Consider the following 26,407-nt stretch of genomic DNA (forward strand, 5'->3'; position numbering starts at 1 on the left):
GGGTGACTGATGGTGCTCCGGCCGACGACGCCGCGCTCCGGGCGTCGCCCTTGGTGGTCCGCACCACCGCGATCGAGCTCCCCGACGCGCTCTCCCTGGTCGACCTGCTCCCGGAGTCCGAGCCGGTCGCCTGGCTGCGCCGCGGGGAGGGTCTGGTCGGCTGGGGTGTCGCGGCATCGGTTCGCACCAGCGGGCCGGGGCGCTTCACCGACGCCGATGCCTGGTGGTCCGACATCGCGGGCCGCGCGGTCGTGCGCGACGACGTCGTGCTCCCTGGCAGCGGCCTGGTCTGCTTCGGCTCGCTGGGATTCACCGACGATCAAAGCGATGCCGCCAGCTCCGTGCTCGTGGTCCCGGAGGTGGTCGTGGGACTGCGCGAGGGGCGCGCCTGGCTCACCACCGCGTCGGTCGGCGAGCTACGCCGCCAGGATGTGCCGCTGGAGGCCCAGCCGGCCCCGCCGGCCCCGGTCAACCTCCGCTTCGCAGACGGCGCGCGCACCGGCGAGGAGTGGATGGGGGTCGTAGCCGACGCGGTGGCTCGGATCAACGCCGGAGCGCTCGAAAAGGTCGTGCTCGCCCGCGACCTGGTCGCCACGGCCGACGAGCCGATCGACGTCCGGTGGCCGCTGCGGCGGCTCGCGGAGTCCTATCCGACCTGCTGGACCTTCCACGTCGAGGGCATGTTCGGCGCCACCCCCGAGCTCCTCGTCCGCCGCGAGCGGGGCCTGGTCACCTCCCGTGTGCTGGCCGGCACCATCCGGCGCACCGGCGACGACGAGCGCGACCTGGCGCTGGCCGCCACCCTCGCGCGCTCCTCGAAGGACCTCGAGGAGCACGAGTACGCCGTCCGCTCGGTCGCCGACGCCCTCGGCCCGCACTGCTCGTCGATGAACGTGCCCGAGGCACCGTTCGTGCTGCACCTGCCGAACGTGATGCACCTGGCCACCGACGTCGCCGGCGTCGTCCACGACGCCGACCAGGTCTCCTCCCTCGCGCTCGCTGCCGCCCTGCATCCATCGGCCGCCGTCGGGGGCACCCCGACGAGGGTCGCCGTGGAGCTGATCGGCGAGATCGAGGGCATGGACCGAGGTCGCTATGCCGCGCCGGTCGGCTGGATGGACGCCGCCGGAGACGGTGAGTGGGGCATCGCCCTGCGCTCGGCCGAGCTCACCGGCGCCTCGGTGCGACTGTTCGCCGGCTGCGGCATCGTCGCCGACTCCGACCCCGCCTCGGAGCTGGTGGAGTCGCAGGCCAAGCTGGTGCCGGTCCGCGACGCCCTGGGCTGACCTCGACGTCCGGGCATCGGAGGTGAGCAAGCCGACGAGTGAGGAACGAGACTCGCCTGACGATCGAGTGCCGACGAATCCTCGCAACCGACCTCGGGAACGCTGGCAGGCACGGTAGCCGGGGGTTTCGTCGGCGCTCGCTGGCGCTCGCTTGCTCAACCTCCGGGGAACCGGCTCTGCGCGGACCGGGCGTTTCGTCGGCGCTCGCTGGCGCTCGCTTGCTCAACGTCCGGGCGGAACGGCCACGCGGGTCAGTCCAGGTCGTCGCCCTCGGCGAGGCGGATGAAGGTGCGGGTGCCGGTGATGGCGAGGTTGTTCATGTGCGTCTCGACCATCGTGAGGCCGATCTCGCTGTAGACCTTGTCGTGGATCGCCACGGTGCGCTGGGCGGCGACCTCGCGGACGAAGTAGATGGCCTCGCTCACCTTCAGCCACGGCGCCGACACCGGCGCGAGCAGGACGTCGACGTGCTCGCCGGGCTCGGCGAGGGAGTCGCCGGGGTGGTAGACGGTCTGGTCGCCGAGCTTGAGGAGGTAGCCGGAGTTGTCGAAGCGCGGGAGGTCGGGGTGGATGACGGCGTGCCGCTCGCCCACGACGCGCACCGGCACCCCGATGTCGATCGTCTCGCCGGGAGTCACCGTGGTGACACGGTCGGCGAGGTCGGGCGCCTCGTCTCGGATGGTGTCGGCGACGGCCTCGATGGTGTGGATCCGCGCCTTGGTGGCGCGCAGGTGGTCGGGGTCGTAGTGGTCGGCGTGCTGGTGGGTGATGAGGACGACGTCGGCCCCGTCGACTGCCTCGCGCTCGGTGAAGGAGCCCGGGTCGATGACGATGACGACGCCGTCGTGCTCGATGCGGACGCACGCATGGCCGAACTTGGTGAGCCTCATGCGCCCTACGTTAGCCGGATCGCGAACCGGTCGGCGGGACGGACCGACGCGAGCCCTTGACTTAAAGTGAAGTTGAGGTTCTACCGTCGAGGAGATGGGTACCGATCAGCCGTCCACGACCACCACGAGCCGCGCTGCCGAGACCTCCAGCTGGACCGACATGCGGCCCTACGCGGGAGCCACTGTCGTGCTCGCCGGCGGCATCCTCCTCACCGCGATCAACATCTACCTCACGACCAGCCTGCTCCCCAGCGCGGTCGCGGACATCGGTGGACGGTCGTACTACGCCTGGGTGACCACCGCATACATGATCGCGAGCGTCGTCTCCGCGATGCTGGTGAGCCAGGCGCTCGGGCGCTACGGCGCCCGGCGGGCCTATGTGATCGCGTTCGGCACGTTCGTGGCCGGCAGCCTGCTCGCGGCCGTGACGCCGGCGATGGGAGTGCTGCTCGTCGGGCGGGTGATCCAGGGACTCGGCGGCGGTGTGCTGTCGGGGTTGGCCTTCGCGACGATCCGCACCGCACTGCCTGCTCGGCTGTGGGCACAGGGCACCGCCGTCGTCTCCGCGATGTTCGCGATCGGGACGCTGGTCGGCCCCGCGCTCGGCGGGGCGTTCGCCCAGTTCGGCAGCTGGCGCCTTGCCTTCGGGTCGGTGGCGCTGCTCGGCGTGGTCCTCGGCGCACTCGCGCCCCGGGTCCTGCCGGCCACCGGCGAGGTCGACCACGTCGAGTCGGTCCCCTACCCGTCGCTGGCGCTTCTCTCGGCCGCCGCGGCCGCGATCAGCATCGGGAGCATCGTGTCCGGCGTCGTGCCGGTCGCCGCCGCGCTCGGCTGCGCGGCGATCCTGCTGCTCGGGTTCGTCGCCTGGGAACGCCGTGCTCCCACGACCGTGCTTCCCAAGCCGACCTACGACGGCGGCTCCGCGTTGAGATGGGTCTACCTGTCGATCGGGCTCACGACCGCTGCCGTCGCCACCGAGGCGTTCACGCCGCTGTTCGGGCAACGGCTCATCGGACTCGGGCCACTGGTCGCAGGATTCCTCGGCGCGACGATCTCGGGCGGCTGGTCGTTGGCCGGGCTCGGCAGCGTCCGCGCCGGCACCCGCCGGGCGCAACGACGGTTGCGGATCGTCGGGCCGGCGGTCCTGGCCGGCGGCCTCCTGGTCGCGGCGGCACTCCAGACCGAGCCGTCCAACGGCTGGCTCGTGCTGGGCTGGGCGATCGCGCTGGTCATCGCCGGCAGCGGGATCGGGCTCGCCTTCCCGCACATGTCGGTGGCCGCGATGAGCAGCAGCGACGACGAGCAGCAGGCCGCGAAGGCTGCCGCCGGGGTGCCGATGGTCGGCCTCATCAGCCAGTCGATGGTGGTGGCGATCGGCGGGGTCCTCGTCAGCGTCACCAGCCCGTCGGTGGCCGATGCCGCGCGCAGCATCTTCTCCGCCATCGCGCTGCTCGCCCTCCTGGGGCTGCTCTGCTCGGCTCGGGCGCTGCGAGCCGAGTCGTAGGGGCAGGGCAGCGCGTCGGCTCAGCCGCCGCGCTCGCCCCGGGCGGCCGCGTCGGCGAACTTGGCGATCCGCGCGGCCCGCGTCTCCGCGCGCTTGGCGGTGACGATCTGGGTGAGCATCAGCTTGCGGGCCGACGGCGGGAAGGAGTCCCAGTGCTCGCGGGCGCCGGGCCGGTCGGCCAGCGCCGCGGCGAGGTCGGCCGGCACGACGAGGTCCTCGACGTCGTCGAGGAGCGTCCAGCTGCCGTCGGCGTGGGCGCGGTCGAGCACCGCCTGGCCGGCCGGCTGCATCCGGTCCTCGGCCAACAGCTGCTCGATGCGCACCTTGTTGGGGCGCGACCACCCGCTGCCGCGGCGACGTGGCGAGAACCAGAGGCGCCGGCGACGCTCGTCGACGGTGCCGGCGGTGCTGTCGATCCAGCCCCAGGCGAGCGCCTCGAGGACCAGTTCGTCGTAGCCGACCGACTTCCCGGCATCCGAGCGCCACGAGTAGACCCACGCCCCGCCGTCGCGATCGTGGTGCTCGGCCAGCCAGGCGCGCCATTGAGCGAGAGTCTCAGGATGTACGTAGGGGCGACCGTCGTGAGCGGCGCCCTCATCAGGTTGCTCGGGCATCACCGCATGGTGCCACTACGGTCGTCGACGTGGTGGTGTTGAGGATCGCGGTCCCGGAGGACGCCGATGCCTTCTACGAGCTACACCGGGCGTGCTGGCGCGAGGCCTATGCCGGCCTGATGCCCGCCGAGGCGATCGAGCGGGCCTTCTCCGACCGCGTGGCCTACGTCGAGCGGCGCCGCGACCGGCTCGGCGACTCGGCTCGGCCGACCTGGCTGGCCGAGCAGGACGGCGTGGCGATCGGCTTCGCGACGGCGGGCCCGGCCCGCGCCGAGACGCCGCCGGTCGAGTTCGAGCTCTATGGGATCTATGCGCGCTCGGCGTACTGGGGCCAGGGCGTCGGCGCCGCGCTGCTGCAGGCCGCCGTAGGCGACCGCGCGTGCTACCTGTGGGTCCTCGACGGCAACGACCGGGCGATCGCCTTCTACCGGCGCCACGGCTTCGTGCTCGATGGCGGTCGTGAGGACCATCCCGAGGGCCTCCACCTGCGGATGGTGAGACGATCGGACCCATGACTGCCGGCACCCTCGCCCTCACCGGATCCACCGGCGCCCTCGGCGGCCTGGTGGCCCATGCGCTCGCCGACCTCCACCCGCGGCTCCTGGTCCGGGACCCGGCACGCGCCCCGAAGATCGACGCCGACGTGTACGTGGCGCCCTACGGCGACGCGACCGCCTGCACGGCCGCACTCGAGGGCGTCGAGGTGCTCTTCCTCGTCTCCGCCTCGGAGTCTGCCGAGCGCCGGACCGAGCATCGCACCATCATCGAGGCCGCCGCTCGGGTGGGCGTGCGCCAGATCGTCTACACCTCCTTCGCCGGCGCGGGCGCGGAGGCCACCTTCACCCTGGGCCGCGACCACGGCGACGCCGAGCAGGCGATCCGGGAGAGCGGCATGGCCTTCACCTTCCTGCGCGACGACTTCTACCTCGACGTCCTGCCGCTGTTCGCGGACGCCGAGGGCGTGATCCGAGGCCCCGCCGGACACGGCCGGGTGGCGGCCGTCGCCCGGCGCGACGTCGCCGACGCCGCCGTGGCGGTGTTGCGCGATCCGGCCGCCCACGCCGGCGCCACCTACACCCTCACCGGTCCGCAGTCGCTGACCCTGGAGGAGGTGGCGACCCGGGCGAGCGCCGTCCTGGGCCGGCAGCTGCGCTACGAGCCGGAGACGGTCGAGGAGGCCTATGCGTCGCGTCGAGCGGCCTATCCGGACGCCGCGCAGTGGCAGCTGGATGCGTGGGTGAGCACCTACGTCGCGATCGCCGACGGCTCGGTCGCCGAGGTGACCCACGACGTCGAGCGGCTCACCGGGCATCCGGCGCGCACACTGGAGCAGGCGCTCGAAGGCGACCTCGCCTCGTAGCTCAGGCGGTGACGTGGTGCACGTAGCACCACCGCCACTCCTCGCCGTCCTCGGCCGACTCCATCACCGGGTGGCCGGTCTCGTGGAAGTGGGCCGTGGCATGGCGGTCGGGTGAGGAGTCGCAGCAGCCGACGTAGCCGCACTCGAGACACTGGCGCAGCGCGACCCACCGGTGCCCGGCCTTCACGCACTCGTGACAGGTGCCGTCGGTGTGGGTCTCCACCGCTGGACTCGCGATCAGCTCGGCGCACTCCTCGCCGGGGCGCCGCACGACGTTGGTGCGCAGCTCGGCCCGCTCCTGGGTGGCGCTGTCGAGCATCGACTCCTCGACGTCGAGCATGGCCAGGACCTCGGCCACCACCACCGACGGCGTGGTGCCCTCCGACCTGATCTGCAGGACCCGCCTGCGTTCGGCCTCGATCATGGCGAGCCGCAGCCTGCTGTAGACCTCGCTGGGCGTCTCCTCGTCGGGGGTCGTGCCGAGCCGCTCCCAGGCGGCGAAGTTGCGCTGCTCGGTGCGCTGCCGGATCAACGCGACGACGCCGTGGAGGTCGTCGGAGTCGCCCTGTTCGCTCTTCAGCCTCTTGAGCTCTGCGAACCCGGCCTTGGATGCCTGCTGGAGCAGGGTGGCGCGGGCCAGGGCGTCGTCCATCGGGTCCGGGGACTCGACCCGCAGTCGTCGCGCGAGCATCGGGAGGGTGAGGCCCTGGATGAGCAGGGTGCCGACCACGACCGTGAAGGCGATCAGCAGCAGGACGTCGCGATGCGGCGCCTGGTGCGGGATGACATACGCGGCGGCCAGGGTGACCACCCCGCGCATGCCGGCCCACCCCAGCAGCAAGGCGTACGCCGCGGGCGGCCGGCTCTCCCGGCGACTGGGCCGCTCGAGGAGGACGAGGCGGGCGGCGAAGATCCAGACCAGCCGGAGCAGGATCACCGCGACCAGGCTCAGCCCGCAGACCAGGGCGATCCTGCCATTGGACAGGTCGCTGTCGTGCACGTCGCGGAAGAGTCCCGCGGCCTGGAGGCCGATGAGCAGGAAGACCGCGTGCTCGAGCACGAAGGAGATCGTGCGCCAGTTGGTGCGGTCGGCAAGGCGCGACTGGGCGGTCTGGGTGATCGGGGCCTTGTGCCCGAGCAGCAGGCCGGCGATCACGACCGCGATGACGCCGGAGGCATGGATCGACTCGGCCGCCACGTAGGCGCCGTAGGGAACGATGAGCGAGAGGGCGGTGTCGATCAGCGTGTCGGTGACCCGGCTGCGCATGAACGCCACGACGGCGAAGATCGCCAGGCCGATCGCGACCCCACCGCCGGCGGCGATGAGGAAGTCGAGCGCGACGCCCTGGGCGGTCGGGGTGTCGACGTGGCCGCCGCCGTGCATCGCCAGGCCGGCTGCGGCGAGCGCGGTCCGCAGCGAGACGAGCGCGGTGGCGTCGTTGAGGAGCGACTCGCCCTCCAGGACGGTGGTGATGCCTCGCGGCAGGCCGATCCGGCGCCCGACCGCCGTCGCGGCGACGGCGTCGGGCGGCGCGACGACGGCGCCGATCGCGAACGAGAGGCCCCAGCTGAGGCCGGGAAGCAGCGCGTGGACCAGGACGGCGACACCCGCCGCGGTGAACACGACCAGGCCGACGGAGAGGAACAGGATCGGGCGCAGGTTCGCCCGGAAGTCGACCAGCGAGGTCTGGATGGCCGCCGCGTAGAGCAGCGGCGGCAACAGGCCGTAGAGCACGACGTCGGCGCTGAGGTCGATCTCCAGGACGCCCGGGATGTAGGAGACGGCCACGCCGACGACGATCAGCACCAGTGGCGGCGAGATCTCGATCTTCTCGGCGAACGCCGTGACGACCAGGACGCTGACGGCGAGCGAGACGAGCAGTACGGCGATCTCCACCGGCACATTGTGGCCGCCGCGCGGGATCCTGCGCGAGTTTCGCGTCAGGCTGTGAGAGTCACTGTCGGTTGTTGGCGATCGCGGTCGCGATCGCGGTGAACGCGTCGGTGTACTCGGTGGTCGGCAGGGCGATGAAGTCGACGTTGAGGTCGAAGGCCGACTTCGCGGTCTGGTAGCTCTCGTCCAGCCCGTCGATCATCTCCGCGCTGACGGTGAGGAAGTGGTTGACCTCCGGATAGATCGGGTCGAGGTCGAGGTCGCGCACCGCGAGGTCGAAGTCGTAGACCGACTTGCGCATCTCGGCCGAGGCCTCCAGTGCCTGCGGGAAGTTGTCGTTGGTCGAGGCGCGCGACTGCTTGTCGCTCGCCTTCCCGAACGACACCGAGAACTGGTTGAGGGCGTCGGTGTAGCCGTTCGCGGCCTCGTCGCTGATCCGGTCGGTCGGCGGGGCGGTGGTGGTCTCGGTGGTCTCCTCGGTCGTCGGATCGGTGGTCGGCGGCTGGCTGGTGGTGGTGGGGTCCGCCTTCGGCTCGTCGTCACCGCCGTTGTTGGTGAGCACGATCGCCAGGACGACCGCCAGCACCACCGCCACCGCCGCGGCACCGATCCCCACGAACAGGCCGGTGCGCGACCGAGCGCCGCTGCTGCCGTGCGGGCCCGATGAGCCCGTCGAGCCCGAGTGTCCGGCAGGTTGACCTGGGGACCAGCTCGGCTGAGTCCCCGGAGCCCCGGCGGCCTGGTAGGGCTGCTGGGACGGCGGCCGGGCTGGCGGCGTGGCCGCCTGAGCGCGGCTTCGGAAGCGCGCGACGTCGGACTCGCTGAGCTGTCCCATGGCGTAGCCGAGCACGGCGAGGGCCCATTGGGCGCGGGCCACCGCGCCCGGGTCGCCGGTGCCGAACCGGTCGCCGGCCGCGCGGGCGGCGTCGGCGGGATCGGTGCCGGCGGCGATCGAGTCGAGCATCGAGCGGTAGGCACCGGTGCGGACGACCTTGAGGAGGAGGTCGGCATCGGCGTGGGAGACCTCGCCCTGACGAGCGGCCTCGTCGAGCGTCGGACCGAGCCGGCCCGAGTCGTCGAAGACCTCCCGGCCGACCTGGCGGCCGAGCTCGTAGAGGCGGTCGTGAATCTCCATGGGCGAATGGTAGGCACGACTCGCGTCCGGCGCGCCTCCAGGCCGCTCAGCGAGCGGCGAGCTCGCGGATGGCCAGGTCGAGCTCGCGGCGGTCGTCGCGACGCACGCGCACCTCGACCACCTCGATCCCGCCGTTGGGTGAGGCGAGCGCCTGCTCGAGCTCGGGGAGGCTGTCCACCCGCAGGTGCGGGGTGCGGGTCGCGGCGCACAGCGCGCCGAGGTCGACGCCGTGCGGGGTACCGAAGAGGGTCTCGAAACGGTCGGCGTACTCGGGCGCACCCTGCTCGAGGGTGGCGAAGATCGCGCCGCCGTCGTCGTTGACCACCACGATGGACAGGTCGGGGCGCGGCTCGTGCGGCCCGAGGACCAGGGCGCCGGAGTCGTGCAGGAAGGTGACGTCGCCGAGCAGCGCGATCGTGGGCGCCTCGGGGCGACCCAGTGCGGCGCCGATCGCGGTGGAGATGGTGCCGTCGATCCCGGCCAGGCCACGGTTCGCGATCGTCTTGCGCCGCTCCCCCACGCCGGTCGGGCGAGCCATCAGGTCGAGGTCGCGGATCGGGCTGGACGCCCCGACCACCAACTGCATGCCGGGTCCGACCGCACGGTGCACCGCTCCGGCCACCTCGTACGGCGTGAGCTCGGGTCGAGCCGCGAGCAGGGCATCGAGTCGGCGGGAGACCTCGCGGTCGGCGTCCTGCCACGCATCGAGCCAGCCGGCCTCGTCGGCGCCGGAGACGGTGTAGGCGGACGCCGTGTCATCGACCGAGTACGGGCGCTCGGCCCAGACCCCGCGGCCGGGGACGCTCAGGACCTCGACGTCGGCCCGGCCCAGGAGCCGCTGCACCGGCCGGGAGAGGGTCGGCGATCCGTAGACCACGGCCCGCTCGATCTGCCGGCCCAGACCCTCGGGATCGCCGAGCAGGAGGCGATAGCAGCGCAGCGCGTGGGTGCCCGTGCGCGACCCCGACGACGGCTCGGCGAACAGCGGCCACCCGGCCGTCTCGGCGAGCCGGCGCGCCGGTGGACCGGCGTCGTCACCCGCCACGACGACGGTGCGCGGCCCGAGCGGGAGGTCGATCGCGCGGGGCGACCCGGCGCGGCCGCGGGACGGGCGCTCGGCGTCCGGGCTCCATGGAGCATCGTCCGGCAGCAGCGGGTCGTCGAGCTGCACGTTGAGGTGGGTCGGCTGGGTTCCAGCGAGGTCGAGGGAGGTGGGCTCGGCCAGGTCGATCGTGGGGACCAGCGGCTCGAAGATGCCGACCTGGTCGGTGGTCTGGTTGGCGTCGGTGCCGCGCATCCGGGCCGGACGGTCGGCGGTGACGACGACGACCGGCACTCCGGCATGGGCGGCCTCCAGCACCGCCGGATGCAGGTTGGCGGCGGCGGTGCCCGAGGTGCAGAGCACGGCCGCGCGCGAGTGACTGCGAGTGAGACCGAGCGCGAGGAAGCCGGCGGTGCGCTCGTCGATGCGGGTGTGCAGTCGCACCAGACCCGCCTCCGCGGCGTCGAAGCAGGCGAAGGCGAGCGGCGCGTTGCGGCTGCCCGGGGCGAGCACCACCTCGGTGACGCCGGCCTCGATCAGCTGCCGGACGACGTCGCGGGCCAGCTCGGTCGCGGTCATCGTTCGACCTCCTCGAGGCGGTCCGCCCAGTGCGCCACCCGCTCGGCGGGGGCGGCGAGCCGGTCGAGCGCGTCCGGGTCGACCTGGGGTCTGCGGACCGGCAGCACGCCGTCGACGGGCAGCAGCGGGCTGGTGACGACGTCGTCGGCGAGCAGCTGCACGGTGGCCAGCCCGCACGCGTGTGGCAGCTCGGGCAGCGCGGCGGCCAGGGCGAGCCCGGCGGCGATGCCCACCGAGGTCTCCAGCGCGGAGGAGACCACGACCGGCAGGCCGATGTCCTCGGCGATCCGCAGGCAGGCGCGCACCCCGCCGAGGGGCTGCACCTTGAGCACCGCGACGTCGGCGGCCTCCAGGTCGCGCACCCGGTAGGGATCGGCCGCGCGGCGGATCGACTCGTCGGCGGCGACCTTCACCGCGACCCTGCGGCGCACCCGGGCCAGGTCCTCGACGCTCTCGACCGGCTGCTCGACGTACTCCAGCCCGCCGGCCGCGCGGTCGAGGCGCGCGATCGCAGCGACGGCGTCCTCGACCGACCAGGCGCCGTTCGCGTCGACCCGGATCGCGGCGTCGGGGCCGAGCGCCTCACGGACGGCGGCGACCCGGTCGGCGTCCTGGTCGAGGCTCTGGCCGGGCTCGGCCACCTTCACCTTGGCGGTGCGGCAGCCGCCGGCGCGGACGATCTCGGCGGCCCGCTCGGGGCCGACCGCGGGCACCGTGACATTGACCGGGATCTCGGCACGCAACGGGGCCGGCCAGTCGCCCGCGGCGGCCTCGCGGGCACAGGCCAGCCACGGTCGCGCGGTCGGGGCGTCGTACTCGAGGAAGGGGCTCCACTCCCCCCAGCCGGCCGGGCCCTCGACCAGGGCGGCCTCGCGGACCGTGAGGCCGCGGAACCGGGTGCGCATCGGGATGGAGACGACTCTCAGGCTCATCGGACCGCCTCCCGGAGGCGGAGCCGGTCGGGCTTGCCGTTGGGCAGCAGCGGGATCGCGTCGAGGACGACGACCTGGCGGGGCGCCCACGCGCGGGGATGTGCGGCGCCCACCCAGTCGCGCAGCTCGTCCTCGCTCACCTCGCCGCCCGAGTCGGCGGCCCGGTCGGCGCGGGGCACCACGAACGCAACGAGCCGCTGACCCCATTCCTCGTCGGGGACGCCGAGCACCTCGGCCTCGCCGATCGCCGGATGCGCACGCAGCCGGGCCGCCACCGCCGGGCCCGGCACGTTCACGCCGCCGCTGACCACTACGTCGTCGAGTCGGCCGAGCACGTGCAGCCGGCCGTCGGCGTCGAGCCGCCCGGCATCGGCGGTGCGGTACCAGCCGTCGACGAGGGTCTCGGCGGTGAGCTCGGGGTCGCCGTCGTAGCGCTCGAAGAGCGTGGGGCCGGCCAGCAGGATCCGGCCGCCGTCGGCGTCGCCCTCGAGGGCCACCTCGACGCCGTCGAGCGGCCGGCCGTCGTACACGCAGCCGCCCGCGGTCTCGGCGGCGCCGTAGGTCGCGACGAGGTGGATGCCCGCCGCAGCGGCCCGCTCGCGCAGGGCGGGGTCGATCGGGCCGCCGCCGAGCAGCACCGTGTGGGCCCGGGCGAGCGCCGCGCGGTCGGTGCCGTCGACGTCGTCGAGCATCCGGTGCAGCTGGGTGGGCACCAGGCTGGTGAACCAGCCCTCGCCGTCGGGCCAGCCGTCGGTCACCGGCTCGTGGCCGGCGGCCAGCGAGCGGCAGACGACCTGGATGCCGGCGACGTAGCCGATCGGCAGACGCAATGCCCAGGGCCCGGTGGCGCCCAGCCGTGCGGCGCTGGCCGCGACCGAGGCCAGTACGGCTCGGCGGGAGAGCACCACGCGCTTGGGGCGGCCCGAGGAGCCGGACGTCTCGACGATCAGCGGCTCCGGCTGCTCGGCGTCGAGCCAGCCGCGCAGCCAGGAGACGTCCACCCGGCGAATCTATCGACTCGCGCCCCTGCTTGAATCCGTGGGTGGCGACGGCGGCGCAGTGGGTGGCAGGGGCGCGTCCGCGCACCCTCCCGGCGGCGGTCGCGCCGGTCCTCGCCGGCACCGGTGTGGCGGCCTTCGAGGACGGCGCGGTGTGGTGGAAGGCGCTGCTCGCGCTCGTGGTGAGCCTGGCACTCCAGGTCGCGGTCAACTATGCCAACGACTACTCCGACGGCATCCGCGGCACCGACGACGTGCGGGTGGGTCCGATGCGGCTGGTCGGCTCGGGCGCGGCCACGCCGGGAGCGGTCAAGCGGGCCGCGTTCCTGGCCTTCGGCGTGGCCGGAGTGGCCGGGCTGGTGCTCGCGGCGACGACGGCCTGGTGGCTGGTCGCCGTCGGGCTCGTGTGCGTGGTGGCCGCCTGGTACTACACCGGCGGCTCGACGCCGTACGGCTACCTCGGCCTCGGCGAGGTGATGGTCTTCGTCTTCTTCGGACTGGTCGCGGTGGTCGGCACCACCTACGTGCAGACCGAGCAGTGGTCGTGGGCGGCTCTGGTGGCCGCGTGCGGGGTGGGTGCGCTGGCCTGCGCGATCCTGGTGGCCAACAACCTGCGCGACATCCCCACCGACACCGAGGCCGGCAAGCGGACCCTCGCCGTCCGGCTCGGCGACCGCGCCACTCGCGGCCTCTACATCGCGCTCGTGGTCGCCGCGGCGCTTGCGGTGGTCGGCGTAGCCGCCCTGACGACGTGGTGGGCCCTGCTCGGCCTCGGCTTCCTGGCGATCGCCGGGCGTGCGGTGCTGATCGTCCGCGGCGGCGCCACCGGCCCCTCGCTGATCCCGGTGCTCCAGTCGAGCGGGATGGCGGAGCTGGCCTGGGCGGTTCTGGTCGCCGTCCCGCTGTTCGTGCGCGGCTAGCGCCTAGGCTGAGCACATGTGGTTCTGGATCCTGCTCATCGTCGTCGTCGCGGCGGTGGCCGCCTACCGGTTCCGGGTGCCGCTGCTCGCCAAGATCCTCGGCCAGCCCGAGAGCCGCATCCAGCGCCAGCTCGAGCGGCGCAGGCGCAACTAGCGCATCGCGGCCCGCCGGAGGTTGAGCAAGCGAGCGTCAGCCCTCCGCCGGAGGTTGAGCAAGCGAGCGCCAGCGAGCGCCGACGAAACCCCGGCAACCCACCAACCAAGATCCCCCAGGACGCCTACGCGGTCTCGTCGGCGCCGGCGGAGCCCGTTCGCCCGTCCAGCTTGCTCAGACTCGGGCGCGACGACTCGGCGTCCGCGTCACGCTGCGCGGCCTCGGCTGCGTCGTCCTCCTCGTCCTCCTTGGTGCGCGCCCGCTCGATCGCGCGGTCGGCCCGGGTCTCGACGTGCCGGGCGAGGCGGTCGCGGGGGCCGCTGAGGACGAAGTAGGAGCCGATCCCGCTGAGGAGGAAGGCGATCAGGAAGGTCAGTCCGAGCGCCGCCTCGCCCGCCACGAGCAGCCAGGCACCGGTCACCGCCGCCCAGGTCAGCAGGAAGAGTCCGAGGCGCAGCAGGGTGTAGACGAGGAAGTCCTTCACGGTTCCAGGGTATGCGGTGACCAGGAACGTTCTACATTGGAGTCGTGCTCCGGTTCCTGTTCCTCGTCGTGCTCTTCGCGGTGGCCGTCTATCTGCTGGTCCGCGTGTTCCAGGAGCGCGGCCCGGGCGCGGGCGCAGGCGGCCATCGCCCGCGTCGTCCCCACCGTCCGGCGCGACCCACGATCATCGCCCCCGACGACGACGAGGAGTTCCTCCGCGAGCTCGACCGCAAGCGTCGCCACCCCGAGGACCCCGACTCCTGAATTCGCGCTGACCCGTCCGCTATAGCTGACGGGTCACCGTGACTTTTGCGCTGACCCGTCCGCTATAGCTGACGGGTCAGCGTGGATTCGGGAGTCGCGTGGACGGTCTGCGCGGCCGGGGTGGACAGTGCGTAGGAGTGCTGGGAGCTGGTGGAGAAGTAGTTGATGCCGATGAAGTTGAACCACAGGGTCGCCAGGCCGACGCAGGCGAGGATCGCGGCGTTGCGGCCCTTCCAGCCGGCGGTCGCCCGGGCGTGGAGGTAGGCGGCGTAGACCACCCAGGTGATGAACGCCCACACCTCCTTGGGGTCCCAGTTCCAGTACCGCGACCACGCCTCGTGCGCCCAGATGGGGCCGGTGATGAGGACGGCGAAGGTCCACACCGGGAAGGCGAAGGCGTGGATCCGGTACGCCGTGCGGTCGAGCACCGTGAGGGACGGCACCCGGGACAGCGGGCCGGTGGTGGCGTCGCCCTTGCGCAGCTTGATCAGGTAGACGATCGAGAGGATGCCGCCGATCGTGAACGCGCCGGTGGCGATGACCGCCGAGACGACGTGGATCACCAGCCAGTAGGAGTTCAGGGCCTCGGTGAGCGGCGCGACCTCGTCGTGCAGCCAGACCACCGCGACCATGAGCGTGGCGGTGACGAAGGCGATCACGATCGGCGCCATCCACTGCAGCGAGTAGCGGCGCATCAGCAGCAGGTACATCAGCGCGACCACGAAGGTGCCGGAGATGGTGAACTCGTACATGTTGCCCCACGGCACCCGGTTGGGGTCCGCGGCCATGCCGCGCCCGAGCAGGGCGATGAAGTGCGCACCGACGGCGATGATCGTGAGCAGGACGCCCAGGCGCCCCAGGAAGTCGGTGCGCTGCCCCTGCGCCGCGGGGGCCTTCTCCGGCCCGACGTCGGTGAGCACCGAACCCGGCTCGGCCCCGTCGGCCTTCGCCGAGGCGGCCACGGCCTTCGGCTGCCGCATCGAGGCCCACTCGGCGAGATGGACGATGAGGGCGAGGAAGTAGACGATGCCGGCCGCGCCGATCGCCTGGTTGCTCAGCGTCTCCCAGCCAGCGTCGGTCATGGACTCATCTCCTTCTCGGATCGGCCACCAACGGCCGTCACGATCTCATCGAGCACGTCGCCGAGGTCGGCACCGCCGGAGCGATCCAGGATGCCGATCTCGACCATGGTCCCATCCCCGTCCTCGTCGTCTCGACGCCGGGCACGGATCCACACCCGGCGCGGCCGGATGAACAGCGACCCGAGCAGCCCCAGCAGCGCAAGGACGACGCCGCCGAGCGCGATCCGCTTTCCCGGGGTCTGGCTGATCTGCACGCGCACCCACGGCTGGACGTCGTCGAAGCTCACCGAGCCGAGGCCGTCGGGCAGCTGGGCGGTCTCTCCGAGCTGGAGGTCGAGGCGCAGCGGCTTGCCGTCGGCGTTCTCGACGGGGGTCGCCTTCTCGGTGTCGAGCACGTAGACCGACTGCGGGACGCCGCTGTCCAGCCCGAGGTCGCCGGTCCAGACGAGCATCGAGATGAGCGGGTTGGTCAGCGCCGGGAAGTAGGTCGTCGGGTTGCCGTCGGCCAGGACGAACGAGGGGTACAGCAGGCCGTCGAGCCCGACCGAGCCCGACTTCGCCGGCGCCTTGACCACCCCGAAGGAGAGGAACGACTGGTCCTGCGGCAGGAAGACGGTGGGGCCCTGGTAGGTGATCTCGCCCTCGGCGTCGCGGACGGTGATCACCGGCGCATACCCGTGGCCGATGAGGAAGACGTCGGTGTCGCCGATCGTCAGCGGGTGGTTGACCCGCAGGTCGTAGGACTTCTCCGGTCCGTCGACGCCCTCGCGGTAGCTCAGCTGCGCCCGGAAGTCGCGGGCCGTCCCTCTGGCCGATCCCTTGGTGAGCCAGGTGACCTTGAAGTCGTCGACGGTGAAGGTGAACGGGTCGAAGTCGTCGGCACCGAACAGGCTGCCGGGGTCGAGGTCGTCGTAGGAGGCCGCGGTGTTGGCGAACGTGCCGCCGCTCAGATCCCGCTCGGGGTCGCCGGCCAGCACGATCACGCCGCCCTGGTAGCCGAGCAGCGACCCGAGGGCGAAGCCCACCAGCACCACGATCACCGAGACGTGAAAGACCAGGTTGCCGAACTCGCGCAGGTAGCCCTTCTCCGCGCTCACGCCCGACCCGTCCTCGGCCTTGCGGAGTCGGTAGCGCTTGCGACGCAGCACCTCGCGGGCCCGCTCGAGCACCACGTCGACGTCGTCGTCGGTGGCGAACGTCGCGTGCTCGGGCAGCCGGGAGAGGTTGCGGGGCACCGGCGGCGGCTGGGCGCGCAGCGCACGGGCGTAGACGAAGCAGCGCGGGATGATGCAGCCGACCAGCGAGACCATCAGCAGCAGGTAGATCGCGGAGAACCACGCCGAGTCGTAGACCGAGAACAGTCCGAGGCGCTCGTAGATCGGGGCGAGGTTCGGGTGGGCCTGCTTCCACCGCGACACCTCCAGCGCGTCGACCCCCGACTGCGGGATCAGCGACCCCGGGACGGCGGCCAGGGCGAGGAGCAGCAGCAGGATCAGCGCGGTGCGCATCGAGGTGAGCTGGCGCCACAGCCACCGGGCGAGCTCGACCGCGCCGAGCTCGCCGGCGCGGCGATCGGGGGCGGGACGGCGTTCGGTGGTGGTCATACCGGTAGCTCGAATCCGTTGACCAGACGCACCTGGACCCATTGCACGGCCCAGTCCCACCAGCCGGTGAGCATCAGGACACCGATCGCGATCAGCAGGCCGCCGCCGATCTGCATCACCACGCGCTGGTGCTTGCGGACCCACGACAGGGCGCGCAGCGATCGGGCGTAGAAGATCCCGACCAGGATGAACGGGATCCCGAGACCCAGCGCGTAGGCGCCGGCCAGGACCGCGCCGCGGGTGGCGGTGGCGCCGTCGTCGCTGTAGGTGAGGCCGAGGATGATCCCGAACGTCGGACCGATGCACGGCACCCAGCCGAAGGCGAACAGCGCGCCGAGGAGGGGGGCCGCGCCGACCCCCACGGCAGGCACCTTGTGGATGCGCCACTCCCGCTGCAGGAAGGGGACGGCCCCGGCGAAGACCAGACCCAGCAGGATCAGCAGGATCCCCATGCCGATGGTGATCTGGTCGTTGTAGCGCCGCAGCCAGGTGCCCACGCTGCCGAACGCCGTCCCGGCCAGGACGAAGACCACCGCGAAGCCGAGCACGAAGAGCACCGAGCCGAGCAGCATCCGGCCACGCCGGGTGGAGGCGCGGCCCTCGGCGAGGTCGGCGCCGGAGATGCCGGTGGCGTAGGAGAGGTAGCCGGGCAGCAGCGGGATGACACAGGGACTGAAGAAGGAGACGAGTCCGGCGATCACCGCGACCGGCAGAGCGAGACCGAGCGGGCCGATGGCCGCCTGCTCGCGGAACCACTCGGTCATGACGACCCGTCGTCTGCTGGGGTGTCGGCGGCCACATCCTCGACGAGCCCCTCGATGGTCGCCGCGGAGGTGACCTCCTCGGTGATCAGCGCAGCCACCCGGCCCTGGGGGTCGAGGATGTAGGTGGTCGGCGGCGAGACCGGCGCGTACTTGCCCAGGCGCAGGGCGCCGTCGCCGGTGTCGGCGATGGTCGGGTAGCCGATGTCGAACTCGCGCTCGAAGGCACGGGCGTTCTCGAAGGAGGTCTCCCGGAAGCTCATGCCGACGAAGGCGGCGTCGACCTCCTCGGCGGCGGTCCTGAGCACCGGAGCCTCGGCCCGGCACGGGGTGCACCAGGAGCCCCACAGGTTGAGCACCACCACCTGGCCGCGCAGGTCGGCCAGGTCGATCCGGTCGCCGTCGAGGGTCTCGCCGGAGATCTCGACCGGGGCCTCGCGGTCCGCGGGCGCCACGGCGACGATGGCGCCGTCTCCGGAGACGTAGTTGGCGTCGCCGGTGCCCTCGAGGCCGCCGCTGCATGCCGCGAGGGCGGGCAGCAGCAGCGCCAGCAGGATGCTGGAAGCCCGGCGTGCGCGCATCAGGGTCGCCTCGCCTCCGGTGCGTTGCCGGCCGAGAACGGCGCACTCTTGTCGCCCACGGGGATCAGGTCGCCGGCGGGCTCGCTGTAGGAGACCTGGGTGAGCCGGTCGCCCACGAAGTGGAGCGAGGTCAGCGAGCACAGGGTGCACTGCCGGCCGCGGGGGTCGTGCAGGTAGGAGCGGTGCTCGGCGTGCAGCCGGGTGATCCAGATCGGCAGCTGGTGCGACACGATCACGGCCTCGTGGCCGGCCGCGGTGTCGCGGGCCTCGATGATCGCGGACTTCATCCGGGCCACGACCTCCTTGTACGGCTCCCCCCACGACGGCCGGAAAGGGTTCCACAGCAGTCGCCAGGTGGCCGGGTTGCGCAGCGAGTTGCGTCCCTTGCCGAAGGTCATGCCCTCGAACTTGTTGGTCGACTCGATCACCCGCTCGTCGAGGACGACGTCGAGCCCTCGGGCGGCGGCCAGCGGCGCCGCGGTCTCCTGGGCGCGCTCCAACGGCGAGGACACCATGTGCACGATGTCGCGGTCGCCGATGGTGTCGGCGACCCGCTGGGCCATCTGGTTGCCGAGGTCGGAGAGGTGGAAGCCGTCGCGGCGGCCGTAGAGCACGCCCTCGGGGTTGTGCACCTCTCCGTGGCGCAGCAGGTGGACGATGGTGTCAGGAGTGCTCACTTGGTGGCCTTACCGGCCTCAGCGGCCGCTCGGGCGGCGCCCGGGAGGGCGTCCACGATGGTCTGGACGGCGGCGTCGTCGTGCGCCGCGGACAGGAACCACGCCTCGTAGGCCGACGGCGGGAGGTAGACCCCGGCGTCGAGCATGGCGTGGAAGAACGCGGCGTAGGCGGCCGCGTCGGTGCGGGAGGCGTCGGCGAAGTCGCGGACGGGTCCCTCGCAGAGGAACACCGAGAACATCGTGCCGGACGAGGAGATCGTGTGCGGGACACCGGCGTCGGTGAGCGCCTCGGCGGCCGCGGCCTTGATGGTCTCCCCGGCCTTCGTGAGGTGGGCGTAGACGTCGTCGGTGGCCAGGCGGAGCGTGGCGAGGCCGGCGGTGGTGGCCACGGGGTTACCCGACAGGGTCCCGGCCTGGTACACGGGTCCTTCGGGGGCGAGCCGGCTCATCACGTCGGCGCGGCCGCCGAACGCCGCGGCCGGGAAGCCGCCGCCCATCACCTTGCCGAAGGTCATCAGGTCGGGGGCCCAGCCCTCGAGCGCGCCGTCGAGGCCCCACTGGCCCTGGGGTGAGGCGCGGAAGCCGGTCATCACCTCGTCGCTGACGAACAGCGCGCCGTGGGCCGCGCAGGTCTCGGCGAGGAAGGCGTTGAAGCCGGGCTCGGGCGGGACGACGCCCATGTTGCCCGGCGCCGCCTCGGTGATCAGGCAGGCGATGCGGTCGCCGTGCTCGGCGAAGGCGGCGGTGACGGCGTCGCGGTCGTTGTAGGGCAGCACCAGCGTGAGCTCGGTGGAGGACGCCGGGACGCCCGGCGTCCCCGGGACCGCGAAGGTGGCCAGGCCCGACCCCGCGGAGGCGAGCAGCGCGTCGACGTGGCCGTGGTAGCAGCCGGCGAACTTGATCACGACGTCGCGGCCGGTGAACCCGCGCGCCAGCCGGATCGCCGACATGGTGGCCTCGGTGCCCGACGAGACGAACCGGACCAGGTCGACCGGGGTGCGCCCGACGATCTCCTCGGCGAGCTCGACCTCGGGCTCGGTGGGGGTGCCGAAGGAGGTGCCGCGGCGCACCGCGGCCTCGACGGCGGCCTGGACCTCGGGATGGGCGTGGCCCAGCAGCATCGGCCCCCACGAGGCGACGAGGTCGACGTAGCGGTTGCCGTCGGCGTCGGTGAGGTAGGCGCCCTGCGCGGAGGTGATGAAGCGCGGGGTGCCGCCCACGGCGTTGAACGCGCGCACGGGCGAGGAGACGCCACCGGGGATCACGGCGTGGGCGCGCTCGAAGAGCTCGCGGGAGCGGAGGTCGGTCGTTCGGCTCACCGGGTCATCCTCCCCGAGGGCTGGTTGAGCATTCGCGCCACCTCGCTGGCCCAGTAGGTGAGCACCACGTCGGCGCCGGCGCGGCGGATCGAGAGCAGGGTCTCCAGGATCGCCGGCTCGCGGTCGATCCAGCCGTTCGCCGCGGCCGCCTCGACCATCGCGTACTCGCCGGAGATGTTGTAGGCCGCGACCGGCACGTCGACGGCGTCGCGGACCCGCCGCAGCACGTCGAGGTAGGCCAGGGCAGGCTTCACCATCACCAGGTCGGCCCCCTCGGCGACGTCGAGCAGCGCCTCGCGCACGCCCTCGCGGGCATTGGCGGGGTCCTGCTGATAGGTGCGCCGGTCGCCCTCGAGGGAGGAGTCGACGGCCTCGCGGAAGGGCCCGAAGAAGGCGGAGGCGTACTTGGTGGAGTAGGCCAGGATCGCGACGTCGGTGTGGTCGGCGGCGTCGAGCGCGGCGCGGATGACGGCGACCTGGCCGTCCATCATGCCGCTGGGCCCCACCAGGTCGACCCCGGCCGCCGCCTGGGCCTGCGCCATCTCGGCGTAGATCGCCAGGGTGCGGTCGTTGTCGACGCGGCCGTCAGGGGTCAGCACCCCGCAGTGGCCGTGGTCGGTGAACTCATCGAGACACAGGTCGGCCATGACCGGCAGCGCGTCGCCGACCTCGGCCGCCACCGCCGCGATGGCCCGGTTGAGGATCCCGTCGGGGTCGATCGCACCCGAGCCGACGGCGTCCTTGTGCTCGGGGATGCCGAACAGCATGATCCCGGCCAGCCCGAGCTCGGCCGCCTCGGTGGCGGCGGCGCGCAGGCTGTCCATGGTGTGCTGGACGACGCCCGGCATCGAGGAGATCGGCCGCGGCCCGGTCGCCTCGCTGAGACCCTCGCGTACGAACACCGGGAGGATCAGGTGGCGCGCCTCCAGCGACGTCTCGGCCACCGCGCGGCGCAGCGCCGGCGTCGTCCGCAGGCGGCGGGGACGGATCGTGGGGCCGGTGACGCGGGGGACGCGCGGGACGGCGTCGGTCATGGCTGGCTTCTGCTCCTCCATCTAGTCGCGCTGGTCGAGCTGGTCGCGCGGTGCGCGTTCGTGGCCGGGGGCGTGGACGGACTGGGCGGCCCAACCCTGAACTTGGGGGCCGGGATCCCGGCCTCCAAGTTCAGATTTCCCCGGTCGACCGGGGAAATCCCGCCCCGCCCCGCCAACCCTCAGGCCTTCGCGCGGCTGGACCGGCGGGCGGTGGGCTTGCGGTCCGACGGCTTGGTGACCGGCTCGCCGGCCTCGACCATCGCGGCGCGGCGGGCGGCGCCGAAGTCGGCCAGGGCGCGGACGAGCTCGTCGACGTCGGGCTTGGGGGCCAGGACGTCGACGCGCAGGCCGTGCTCCTCGGCGGTCTTGGCGGTGGCCGGGCCGATGACCGCGATCACCGTGGTCGGGTGCGGCTTGCCGGCGATGCCGACCAGGTTGCGCACCGTCGAGGACGAGGTGAACACCACCGCGTCGAAGCGACCGGACTTGATCGCGTCGCGCACCGGCGCCGGCGGCGGAGTGGCGCGCACCGTGCGGTAGGCGGTGACGTCGTCGCACTCCCAGCCGAGCTCGATCAGGCCGGCCACGAGGGTCTCGGTGGCGATGTCGGCGCGCGGGAGGAAGACCCGGTTGATCGGGTCGAGGACCTCGTCGTACTCGGGCCAGTCGGCCAGCAGGCCGGCGGCGGACTGCTCCCCCGACGGGACCAGGTCGGCGCGCAGGCCCCAGGCCGCGATGGCCGCGGCGGTCTTGTCGCCGACCGCGGCGATCTTCAGGCCCGAGAAGGCGCGGGCGTCGAGGCCGTACTCCTCGAACTTCTCCCGGACCGCGCGCACCGCGTTGACCGAGGTGAAGGCGATCCACTCGTAGCGCCCCTCGACCAGGCCGCGGACGGCCTTGTCCATCTGCAGCGGGTTGCGCGGCGGCTCGACCGAGATGGTCGGCACCTCCTCGGGCACCGCGCCGTGGCCGCGCAGGCCGATCGAGAGCGAGGCGGCCTGGTCCTTGGTGCGCGGCACCAGGACCCGCCAGCCGAACAGCGGCTTGGTCTCGAACCACGAGAGCTTCTCGCGCAGGTCGACGACGTCGCCGACGACGACCACGGCCGGCGCGGCCATCCGCGCGGCGCGGGCGTCGGCGGCGATGTGCTCGAGGCTGGAGGTGACGGTCTGCTGCTCGGTGGTGGTGCCCACGCGGGTCATCGCGACCGCGGTGGCGGCGTCGCGGCCGGCTGCGATGAGGGCCTTGGCCACCTCACCGATCTTCTCGACGGCCGAGAGCAGGACCAGGGTGCGGTTGTCGGCGTAGCGGGTCCAGTCGACGCGGTCGCCGCAGGTGACGACCGCGACCTCGCGGTGGTCCTTGCTGGTCAGCGGGATGCCGGCGTACGCGGGGACCGCGGCGACCGAGGAGACACCCGGGACGATCTCGAAGCCGATGCCGGCCTTCGCGCACGCCTGCGCCTCCTCGGGGCCCGAGGCATAGAGGAACGGGTCGCCGGCGAGCAGGCGCACCACGCGCAGGCCGCGCTTGGCCTGCTTGACGATCACCTTGGCGCGGGCGGCGTGGGTCAGCGGCTGGCCGTCCTCGCCGAAGCCGCCGTCGACGAGCTCGGGCCCGGCAGGCGTCTGCTCCTCGCCCTCGGCGTCGTCGGCCTCGGACGCCTTGGTGTCGGCGTCGGCCGACAGCTCGGGCAGGCCGAGGAGCGCCCGGACCAGGCCGGCGTGCTCGGGGGCCTCGGTGACGACGACGTCGGCCTGACGGATCAGGTCGGCGGCGCGCACGGTCAGCAGGTCGGGGTCACCGGGACCGCTGCCGACGAACGACACCCAGGAGCGGGCGATCAGCTCGGCAACGGTGGGGGACTTGGCTCGCGTCATGAGTTCTGCACCTCTGTGGCTGGGGTTGCGTGGGCCGAGGGGGCCGATGGCTCCGGCTCCTCGACCGTTGTGGCTGGTCTCGCAGCTGATGGATTCAGCTGTCCTGCGCCGTCGGCGAGCATCTCGCTCGCCAGCCGGTTTCCGACGCCGACGGCGTCGGCCGGGTCGCCCGATGCGGATCTCCGCACCGACAGCGCCCCGTCGAGTGAGAGCGCCACGGCTCTCACCCACAGTTCGTCTCCCTCATCGCCCTCGACCACCTCGGCGAGCGCGCCGATGGGTGCCGAGCAGCCGCCCTCGAGGGTGGCCAGCACGGCGCGCTCGGCCTCGACGGCGGCGCGGGAGAGTGGGTCGTCGAGCCCGCCGACCTGGGCGGCGAGAGGGTCGCCGTCGCGGCACTCGACCGCGAGCGCACCCTGGCCGGGGGCGGGAAGCATCTGGAGTGGGTCGAGCACCTCGGTGATCTCGTCGAGGCGGCCGATGCGCGAGAGTCCGGCGCGGGCCAGGACGACGGCGTCGAGCTCGCCGCTACGGACCTTGCCGATCCGGGTGTCGATGTTGCCGCGCAGCCCGGCGAGCTCCAGGCCGAGCCCCAGCGCGTGCAGCTGGGCGACCCGCCGCGGCGATCCGGTGCCGACCCGGCTGCCCACGGGCAGCTCGCCGAGGGTCAACCCGTCGCGGGCGATGACGACGTCGCGGGGGTCCTCGCGCGGCGGGATCGCGGCGAGGGTGATGCCCGGCTCCGGGGTGGTGGGGATGTCCTTGAGGGAGTGGACGGCGACGTCGACCCGGCCGTCGATCAGCGCCTCGCGCAGCGCGCTGACGAACACGCCGGTGGCCGAGGAGCCGGCCAGCGGGGTGCCCGCGGCCTGACTGCGGTCGCCGTCGGTGGTGATCTCGACGAGCTCGACGTCGCGGCCGAGGAGGTCGCGGATGAGCTCGGCGACGTGGCCGGCCTGGCTGGTGGCCAGCAGGCTGCGCCGGGTGCCGACCTTGATCGGGTTGCCGGTCATGGCGTCCCCCGCTTCACGTCGGGGCGGGTGACGGCGTCGACGGCCTCGGGGTCGAGCGCGAACAGCTCGGCCAGGGCGCGCTCGTAGGACACCGCGCCCTCCTCGCTGGCCAGCTCGCGCACCCGGACCGTCGGCTCGTGGAGCAGCTTGTCGGCCACTCGCCGCACGGCGTGACGGATCTCGGCTCGGGCGGCGTCGTCGAGGTCGGGCAGCCGCACGTCGAGACGGTCGAGCTCGGCGTCGACCACCGAGGTGGCCATCGAGCGCAACGCGACCACGGTGGGCGTGACCTTCGCCTGACGCCGGGCGGTGAGGTAGGCCTCGACCTCCTCGCCCACCACGCGACGCACCTCGGCGATCTCGCGTCCGGCCTCGCCGTCGGCGAGGGTCTCGGCGAGGTCGTGGAGACCGATGAGCTCGACGCCGGGCAGCTCCCCGACCGCCGGGTCGACGTCGTGGGGAAGGGCGAGGTCGAGGATCGACAGCGGTGTGCTGACGCCGCTGCGTGCCGACTCGACGAGTTCGCGGGTGACCAGGACGCCGGAGGCTCCGGTGCAGGTGAGCACGACGTCGGCCTCGGCGAGCGCCGAGCCGAGATCGTCGAGGCGAACGGCGGTGGCGCCGTACTCGGCGGCGAGCCGCTCGGCCCGCTCGAAGGAGCGGTTGGCCACGCTGACCCGGCCGGCTCCGAGGCGGGTGACGGTGGCGGTGGCGAGCCCGGCCATGGCGCCGGCGCCGACGACCACGACGCGGCTGCCCGCGACCGGTCCCGACATGGCTGCAGAGCGCTCCAGCGCGGCGCTGACCAGGGACGGCGCGACCCGGTCGATGCCGGTCTCGGCGCGGGTGCGCTTGCCCACGCGCAGCGCCTGCTGGAACAGGGAGTTCAAGGCGGGGCCGACGCTGCCGGCCTCCTGGCCGCGGCGCAGCGCCTCGCGGGCCTGGCCGAGGATCTGCCCCTCGCCGACCGCCATCGAGTCCAGGCCGGCGGCCACCTGGAACAGGTGGGCTACCGCGCCGTCGTCGTAGTGGACGTAGAGGTGGGACACCATGTCCTCGGCCGGCTGACGGGCGTCCTCGACCAGCAGCCGGGACAGCGCCTCGACGCTGCCGTGGAAGCGGTCGACCTCGGCGTAGATCTCGACCCGGTTGCAGGTGGAGATGACCGTGGCCTCGCTGACGTGGCTGGCGGAGGACACGGCGGCCACGAGCTTCTGCACGCCCTCGGCGTCGAGGGCGACCTGCTCGAGCACCGACACCGGCGCGCTGCGGTGGGAGATTCCGACGACCAGGACGCTCATGACAGCTGCGCCTTCCGCTGCTCGTGGTAGGCGAGGATCTGGAGCTCGATCGAGAGGTCGACCTTGCGGACGTCGACGCCCTCGGGCACCGCCAGGACCGACGGGGCGAAGTTGAGGATGCTGGTGATGCCGCTGGCGACCATCCGGTCGGCGATGTCCTGGGCCGAGGTGGCCGGGGCGGCGATCACGCCGATGGCGACGTCGTGGGTGCTCACGATCTGCTCGAGGTCGTCGAACGCGCGCACCTCGACGCCGGCGACCAGCTCGCCGTGCCGGCTGCGGTCGGCGTCGAGCAGCGCGACCACGCGGAACCCGCGGCTGCGAAAGCCGGAGTAGTTGGCCAGGGCGTGCCCGAGGTTCCCGATGCCGACGATGACGACCGGCCAGTCCTGGGTGACGCCGATCTCGCGGGCGATCTGGTAGCGCAGGTAGTCGACGTCGTAGCCGACTCCGCGGGTGCCGTAGCTGCCCAGGTAGGAGAGGTCCTTGCGCAGCTTGGCGGAGTTGACCCCGGCCGCCAGCGCGAGCTCCTCGCTAGAACAGGTTCGGGTGCCGTCGTCGCCGAGCGCGTTCAGGGCTCGCAGATACACCGGAAGTCGGGCCACGGTGGCTTCCGGGATCTCCCGGACGCTCTCGCCCAACGCCCTGCTCGGTGTCCGTGCGGTCACTGCTCTGCTCTCCATCCGACCCCACGGTGAGGGACCTCTGCGACGGGGTCGGCCCGCTCACAATAGGAGTTTGTGAACGTGGGCACAAAACGGTCAGGCGGACCGCACTAGCACCAGTGAGAAGACCCACACGCACCGGGGTCGGACGGCCCGGTCACCACCACCCGCCGGAGGTCGGGCAAGCAGCCCCAGCGAGCGCTCGTTGATCGATGGAAACCCCGGCAATCCGTCCCCCGCCGACGTCTGCGAGGCCGGTCGCGAGGTTTCGTCGGCGCTCGTCGGGCTCGTCCCTCGCCCTCCAGCTAGCTCAACCTCCGAGGCCGGCGTGGGCCGGAGGTTGAGCAAGCGAGCGCCAGCTGTTCTATACCGCGAGGTTGGTGACACCGGGGGTGCGGGTGACTGGGGGTCTTCCGGCTAGTGCGGTGTGGGGTC

General features: G+C 72.8%; 26 protein-coding genes. 7 read left to right on the top strand and 19 right to left on the bottom strand.

Features of this window, described 5'->3' with window-relative positions; translation table 11 throughout:
* The first annotated feature begins 2 nt into the window (after positions 1-2).
* Complete coding sequence (locus WMR31_RS20980) at positions 3-1,286, top strand: isochorismate synthase (protein ID WP_340540858.1); 1,284 nt, start codon at positions 3-5, stop codon at positions 1,284-1,286.
* Between the two features lie 251 nt (positions 1,287-1,537).
* On the opposite strand, the gene WMR31_RS20985 is transcribed toward WMR31_RS20980, so the two are convergent.
* A complete protein-coding gene (locus WMR31_RS20985) occupies positions 1,538-2,176 on the bottom strand; it encodes an MBL fold metallo-hydrolase (RefSeq protein ID WP_340540859.1) in 639 nt (212 codons plus the stop codon).
* A gap of 94 nt (positions 2,177-2,270) precedes the next feature.
* Here WMR31_RS20985 and WMR31_RS20990 point away from each other — a divergent pair, with 94 nt between their 5' ends.
* Positions 2,271-3,680 (top strand): MFS transporter, encoded by a 1,410-nt coding sequence (locus WMR31_RS20990; RefSeq protein WP_340540860.1) that lies wholly within the window; start codon positions 2,271-2,273, stop codon positions 3,678-3,680.
* 20 nt (positions 3,681-3,700) lie between these two features.
* Here the strand turns inward: WMR31_RS20990 and WMR31_RS20995 are convergent, their stop codons facing one another.
* Complete coding sequence (locus WMR31_RS20995; protein ID WP_340540862.1) at positions 3,701-4,294, bottom strand: YdeI/OmpD-associated family protein; 594 nt, start codon at positions 4,292-4,294, stop codon at positions 3,701-3,703.
* Positions 4,295-4,323: 29 nt separating this feature from the next.
* Between WMR31_RS20995 and WMR31_RS21000 the strand changes: the two genes are divergently transcribed.
* Both WMR31_RS21000 and WMR31_RS21005 read left to right on the top strand, forming a co-directional pair.
* Positions 4,324-4,809 (top strand): GNAT family N-acetyltransferase, encoded by a 486-nt coding sequence (locus WMR31_RS21000; protein WP_340540863.1) that lies wholly within the window; start codon positions 4,324-4,326, stop codon positions 4,807-4,809.
* Positions 4,806-5,654, top strand: a complete 849-nt coding sequence (locus tag WMR31_RS21005; RefSeq protein WP_340540865.1) for an SDR family oxidoreductase — start codon at positions 4,806-4,808, stop codon at positions 5,652-5,654. Before WMR31_RS21000 ends, WMR31_RS21005 begins: the two co-directional genes overlap by 4 nt.
* 1 nt (position 5,655) lies before the next feature.
* On the opposite strand, the gene WMR31_RS21010 is transcribed toward WMR31_RS21005, so the two are convergent.
* Genes WMR31_RS21010 through WMR31_RS21030 form a run of 5 tightly spaced genes read right to left on the bottom strand, consistent with a single transcriptional unit; the run spans position 5,656 to position 12,237 of the window.
* A complete protein-coding gene (locus WMR31_RS21010) occupies positions 5,656-7,551 on the bottom strand; it encodes a cation:proton antiporter domain-containing protein (RefSeq protein WP_340540867.1) in 1,896 nt (631 codons plus the stop codon).
* Between the two features lie 58 nt (positions 7,552-7,609).
* Complete coding sequence (locus tag WMR31_RS21015) at positions 7,610-8,683, bottom strand: hypothetical protein (RefSeq protein WP_340540868.1); 1,074 nt, start codon at positions 8,681-8,683, stop codon at positions 7,610-7,612.
* A gap of 46 nt (positions 8,684-8,729) precedes the next feature.
* A complete protein-coding gene (menD, locus tag WMR31_RS21020) occupies positions 8,730-10,304 on the bottom strand; it encodes a 2-succinyl-5-enolpyruvyl-6-hydroxy-3-cyclohexene-1-carboxylic-acid synthase (RefSeq protein WP_340540869.1) in 1,575 nt (524 codons plus the stop codon).
* The gene (locus WMR31_RS21025; RefSeq protein WP_340540870.1) at positions 10,301-11,236 is read right to left on the bottom strand and encodes an o-succinylbenzoate synthase; all 936 of its coding nucleotides are present in this window, start codon (positions 11,234-11,236) and stop codon (positions 10,301-10,303) included. The genes menD and WMR31_RS21025 overlap by 4 nt, the downstream gene beginning before the upstream one ends.
* A complete protein-coding gene (locus WMR31_RS21030; protein ID WP_340540871.1) occupies positions 11,233-12,237 on the bottom strand; it encodes an AMP-binding enzyme in 1,005 nt (334 codons plus the stop codon). The genes WMR31_RS21025 and WMR31_RS21030 overlap by 4 nt, the downstream gene beginning before the upstream one ends.
* Before the next feature lie 41 nt (positions 12,238-12,278).
* On the opposite strand from WMR31_RS21030, the gene WMR31_RS21035 reads away from it, so the two are divergent.
* Together WMR31_RS21035 and WMR31_RS21040 are read left to right on the top strand one after the other, a co-directional pair.
* Positions 12,279-13,154 (top strand): 1,4-dihydroxy-2-naphthoate polyprenyltransferase, encoded by an 876-nt coding sequence (locus tag WMR31_RS21035; protein ID WP_340540873.1) that lies wholly within the window; start codon positions 12,279-12,281, stop codon positions 13,152-13,154.
* A 16-nt stretch (positions 13,155-13,170) separates the two neighbouring features.
* Positions 13,171-13,308, top strand: a complete 138-nt coding sequence (locus tag WMR31_RS21040) for a hypothetical protein (RefSeq protein WP_340540875.1) — start codon at positions 13,171-13,173, stop codon at positions 13,306-13,308.
* A gap of 124 nt (positions 13,309-13,432) precedes the next feature.
* Here WMR31_RS21040 and WMR31_RS21045 read toward each other — a convergent pair whose 3' ends face one another.
* Positions 13,433-13,792 (bottom strand): DUF4229 domain-containing protein, encoded by a 360-nt coding sequence (locus tag WMR31_RS21045; RefSeq protein ID WP_340540876.1) that lies wholly within the window; start codon positions 13,790-13,792, stop codon positions 13,433-13,435.
* A gap of 44 nt (positions 13,793-13,836) precedes the next feature.
* Here WMR31_RS21045 and WMR31_RS21050 point away from each other — a divergent pair, with 44 nt between their 5' ends.
* A complete protein-coding gene (locus WMR31_RS21050; RefSeq protein WP_340540878.1) occupies positions 13,837-14,055 on the top strand; it encodes a hypothetical protein in 219 nt (72 codons plus the stop codon).
* 62 nt (positions 14,056-14,117) lie between these two features.
* Here the strand turns inward: WMR31_RS21050 and ccsB are convergent, their stop codons facing one another.
* The 11 genes from ccsB to WMR31_RS21105 form a co-directional block, all read right to left on the bottom strand.
* On the bottom strand, positions 14,118-15,137 hold the full coding sequence (gene ccsB, locus WMR31_RS21055; protein WP_340540880.1) for a c-type cytochrome biogenesis protein CcsB: 1,020 nt from the start codon (positions 15,135-15,137) through the stop codon (positions 14,118-14,120).
* Positions 15,134-16,741, bottom strand: coding sequence for a cytochrome c biogenesis protein ResB (resB, locus tag WMR31_RS21060; RefSeq protein WP_340540882.1), 1,608 nt, complete (start codon positions 16,739-16,741; stop codon positions 15,134-15,136). Before resB ends, ccsB begins: the two co-directional genes overlap by 4 nt.
* Positions 16,738-17,505, bottom strand: a complete 768-nt coding sequence (locus tag WMR31_RS21065) for a cytochrome c biogenesis CcdA family protein (RefSeq protein WP_340540883.1) — start codon at positions 17,503-17,505, stop codon at positions 16,738-16,740. The genes resB and WMR31_RS21065 overlap by 4 nt, the downstream gene beginning before the upstream one ends.
* The gene (locus WMR31_RS21070) at positions 17,502-18,083 is read right to left on the bottom strand and encodes a TlpA family protein disulfide reductase (RefSeq protein WP_340540884.1); all 582 of its coding nucleotides are present in this window, start codon (positions 18,081-18,083) and stop codon (positions 17,502-17,504) included. Before WMR31_RS21070 ends, WMR31_RS21065 begins: the two co-directional genes overlap by 4 nt.
* The gene (locus WMR31_RS21075) at positions 18,083-18,760 is read right to left on the bottom strand and encodes a histidine phosphatase family protein (protein WP_340540885.1); all 678 of its coding nucleotides are present in this window, start codon (positions 18,758-18,760) and stop codon (positions 18,083-18,085) included. Before WMR31_RS21075 ends, WMR31_RS21070 begins: the two co-directional genes overlap by 1 nt.
* The gene (gene hemL, locus WMR31_RS21080; protein ID WP_340540886.1) at positions 18,757-20,079 is read right to left on the bottom strand and encodes a glutamate-1-semialdehyde 2,1-aminomutase; all 1,323 of its coding nucleotides are present in this window, start codon (positions 20,077-20,079) and stop codon (positions 18,757-18,759) included. The genes WMR31_RS21075 and hemL overlap by 4 nt, the downstream gene beginning before the upstream one ends.
* Entirely contained in the window at positions 20,076-21,113 is a 1,038-nt protein-coding gene (gene hemB / locus WMR31_RS21085; protein WP_340540887.1) for a porphobilinogen synthase, read from the bottom strand. Before hemB ends, hemL begins: the two co-directional genes overlap by 4 nt.
* A 179-nt stretch (positions 21,114-21,292) precedes the next feature.
* Positions 21,293-22,993 carry a bifunctional uroporphyrinogen-III C-methyltransferase/uroporphyrinogen-III synthase gene (locus WMR31_RS21090; RefSeq protein ID WP_340540888.1) on the bottom strand — a complete coding sequence of 567 codons (1,701 nt, stop codon included), beginning with the start codon at positions 22,991-22,993 and terminating at the stop codon, positions 21,293-21,295.
* Positions 22,990-24,006 (bottom strand): hydroxymethylbilane synthase, encoded by a 1,017-nt coding sequence (gene hemC, locus WMR31_RS21095; RefSeq protein WP_340540889.1) that lies wholly within the window; start codon positions 24,004-24,006, stop codon positions 22,990-22,992. Before hemC ends, WMR31_RS21090 begins: the two co-directional genes overlap by 4 nt.
* Positions 24,003-25,307, bottom strand: coding sequence for a glutamyl-tRNA reductase (locus tag WMR31_RS21100; RefSeq protein ID WP_340540890.1), 1,305 nt, complete (start codon positions 25,305-25,307; stop codon positions 24,003-24,005). Before WMR31_RS21100 ends, hemC begins: the two co-directional genes overlap by 4 nt.
* Complete coding sequence (locus tag WMR31_RS21105; RefSeq protein ID WP_340540891.1) at positions 25,304-25,990, bottom strand: redox-sensing transcriptional repressor Rex; 687 nt, start codon at positions 25,988-25,990, stop codon at positions 25,304-25,306. Before WMR31_RS21105 ends, WMR31_RS21100 begins: the two co-directional genes overlap by 4 nt.
* Positions 25,991-26,407: the final 417 nt, after the last annotated feature.

The organism is Nocardioides epinepheli, assembly GCF_037936805.1.
Classification (GTDB): domain Bacteria; phylum Actinomycetota; class Actinomycetes; order Propionibacteriales; family Nocardioidaceae; genus Nocardioides.

Excerpts from the sequence above, each read along its gene's own strand:
- WMR31_RS20995 (WP_340540862.1), bottom strand. The coding sequence starts at position 4,294 with ATGCCCGAGCAACCTGATGAGGGCGCCGCTCACGACGGTCGCCCCTAC.
- WMR31_RS21065 (WP_340540883.1), bottom strand. The coding sequence starts at position 17,505 with ATGACCGAGTGGTTCCGCGAGCAGGCGGCCATCGGCCCGCTCGGTCTC.
- WMR31_RS21015 (WP_340540868.1), bottom strand. The coding sequence starts at position 8,683 with ATGGAGATTCACGACCGCCTCTACGAGCTCGGCCGCCAGGTCGGCCGG.
- WMR31_RS21005 (WP_340540865.1), top strand. The coding sequence starts at position 4,806 with ATGACTGCCGGCACCCTCGCCCTCACCGGATCCACCGGCGCCCTCGGC.
- menD (WP_340540869.1), bottom strand. The coding sequence starts at position 10,304 with ATGACCGCGACCGAGCTGGCCCGCGACGTCGTCCGGCAGCTGATCGAG.
- WMR31_RS21100 (WP_340540890.1), bottom strand. The coding sequence starts at position 25,307 with ATGAGCGTCCTGGTCGTCGGAATCTCCCACCGCAGCGCGCCGGTGTCG.
- ccsB (WP_340540880.1), bottom strand. The coding sequence starts at position 15,137 with ATGACCGACGCTGGCTGGGAGACGCTGAGCAACCAGGCGATCGGCGCG.
- WMR31_RS20990 (WP_340540860.1), top strand. The coding sequence starts at position 2,271 with ATGGGTACCGATCAGCCGTCCACGACCACCACGAGCCGCGCTGCCGAG.
- WMR31_RS21040 (WP_340540875.1), top strand. The coding sequence starts at position 13,171 with ATGTGGTTCTGGATCCTGCTCATCGTCGTCGTCGCGGCGGTGGCCGCC.
- WMR31_RS21070 (WP_340540884.1), bottom strand. The coding sequence starts at position 18,083 with ATGCGCGCACGCCGGGCTTCCAGCATCCTGCTGGCGCTGCTGCTGCCC.
- WMR31_RS21090 (WP_340540888.1), bottom strand. The coding sequence starts at position 22,993 with ATGACGCGAGCCAAGTCCCCCACCGTTGCCGAGCTGATCGCCCGCTCC.
- WMR31_RS21105 (WP_340540891.1), bottom strand. The coding sequence starts at position 25,990 with ATGGAGAGCAGAGCAGTGACCGCACGGACACCGAGCAGGGCGTTGGGC.
- hemC (WP_340540889.1), bottom strand. The coding sequence starts at position 24,006 with ATGACCGGCAACCCGATCAAGGTCGGCACCCGGCGCAGCCTGCTGGCC.
- WMR31_RS21025 (WP_340540870.1), bottom strand. The coding sequence starts at position 11,236 with ATGAGCCTGAGAGTCGTCTCCATCCCGATGCGCACCCGGTTCCGCGGC.
- hemB (WP_340540887.1), bottom strand. The coding sequence starts at position 21,113 with ATGACCGACGCCGTCCCGCGCGTCCCCCGCGTCACCGGCCCCACGATC.
- resB (WP_340540882.1), bottom strand. The coding sequence starts at position 16,741 with ATGACCACCACCGAACGCCGTCCCGCCCCCGATCGCCGCGCCGGCGAG.
- WMR31_RS20985 (WP_340540859.1), bottom strand. The coding sequence starts at position 2,176 with ATGAGGCTCACCAAGTTCGGCCATGCGTGCGTCCGCATCGAGCACGAC.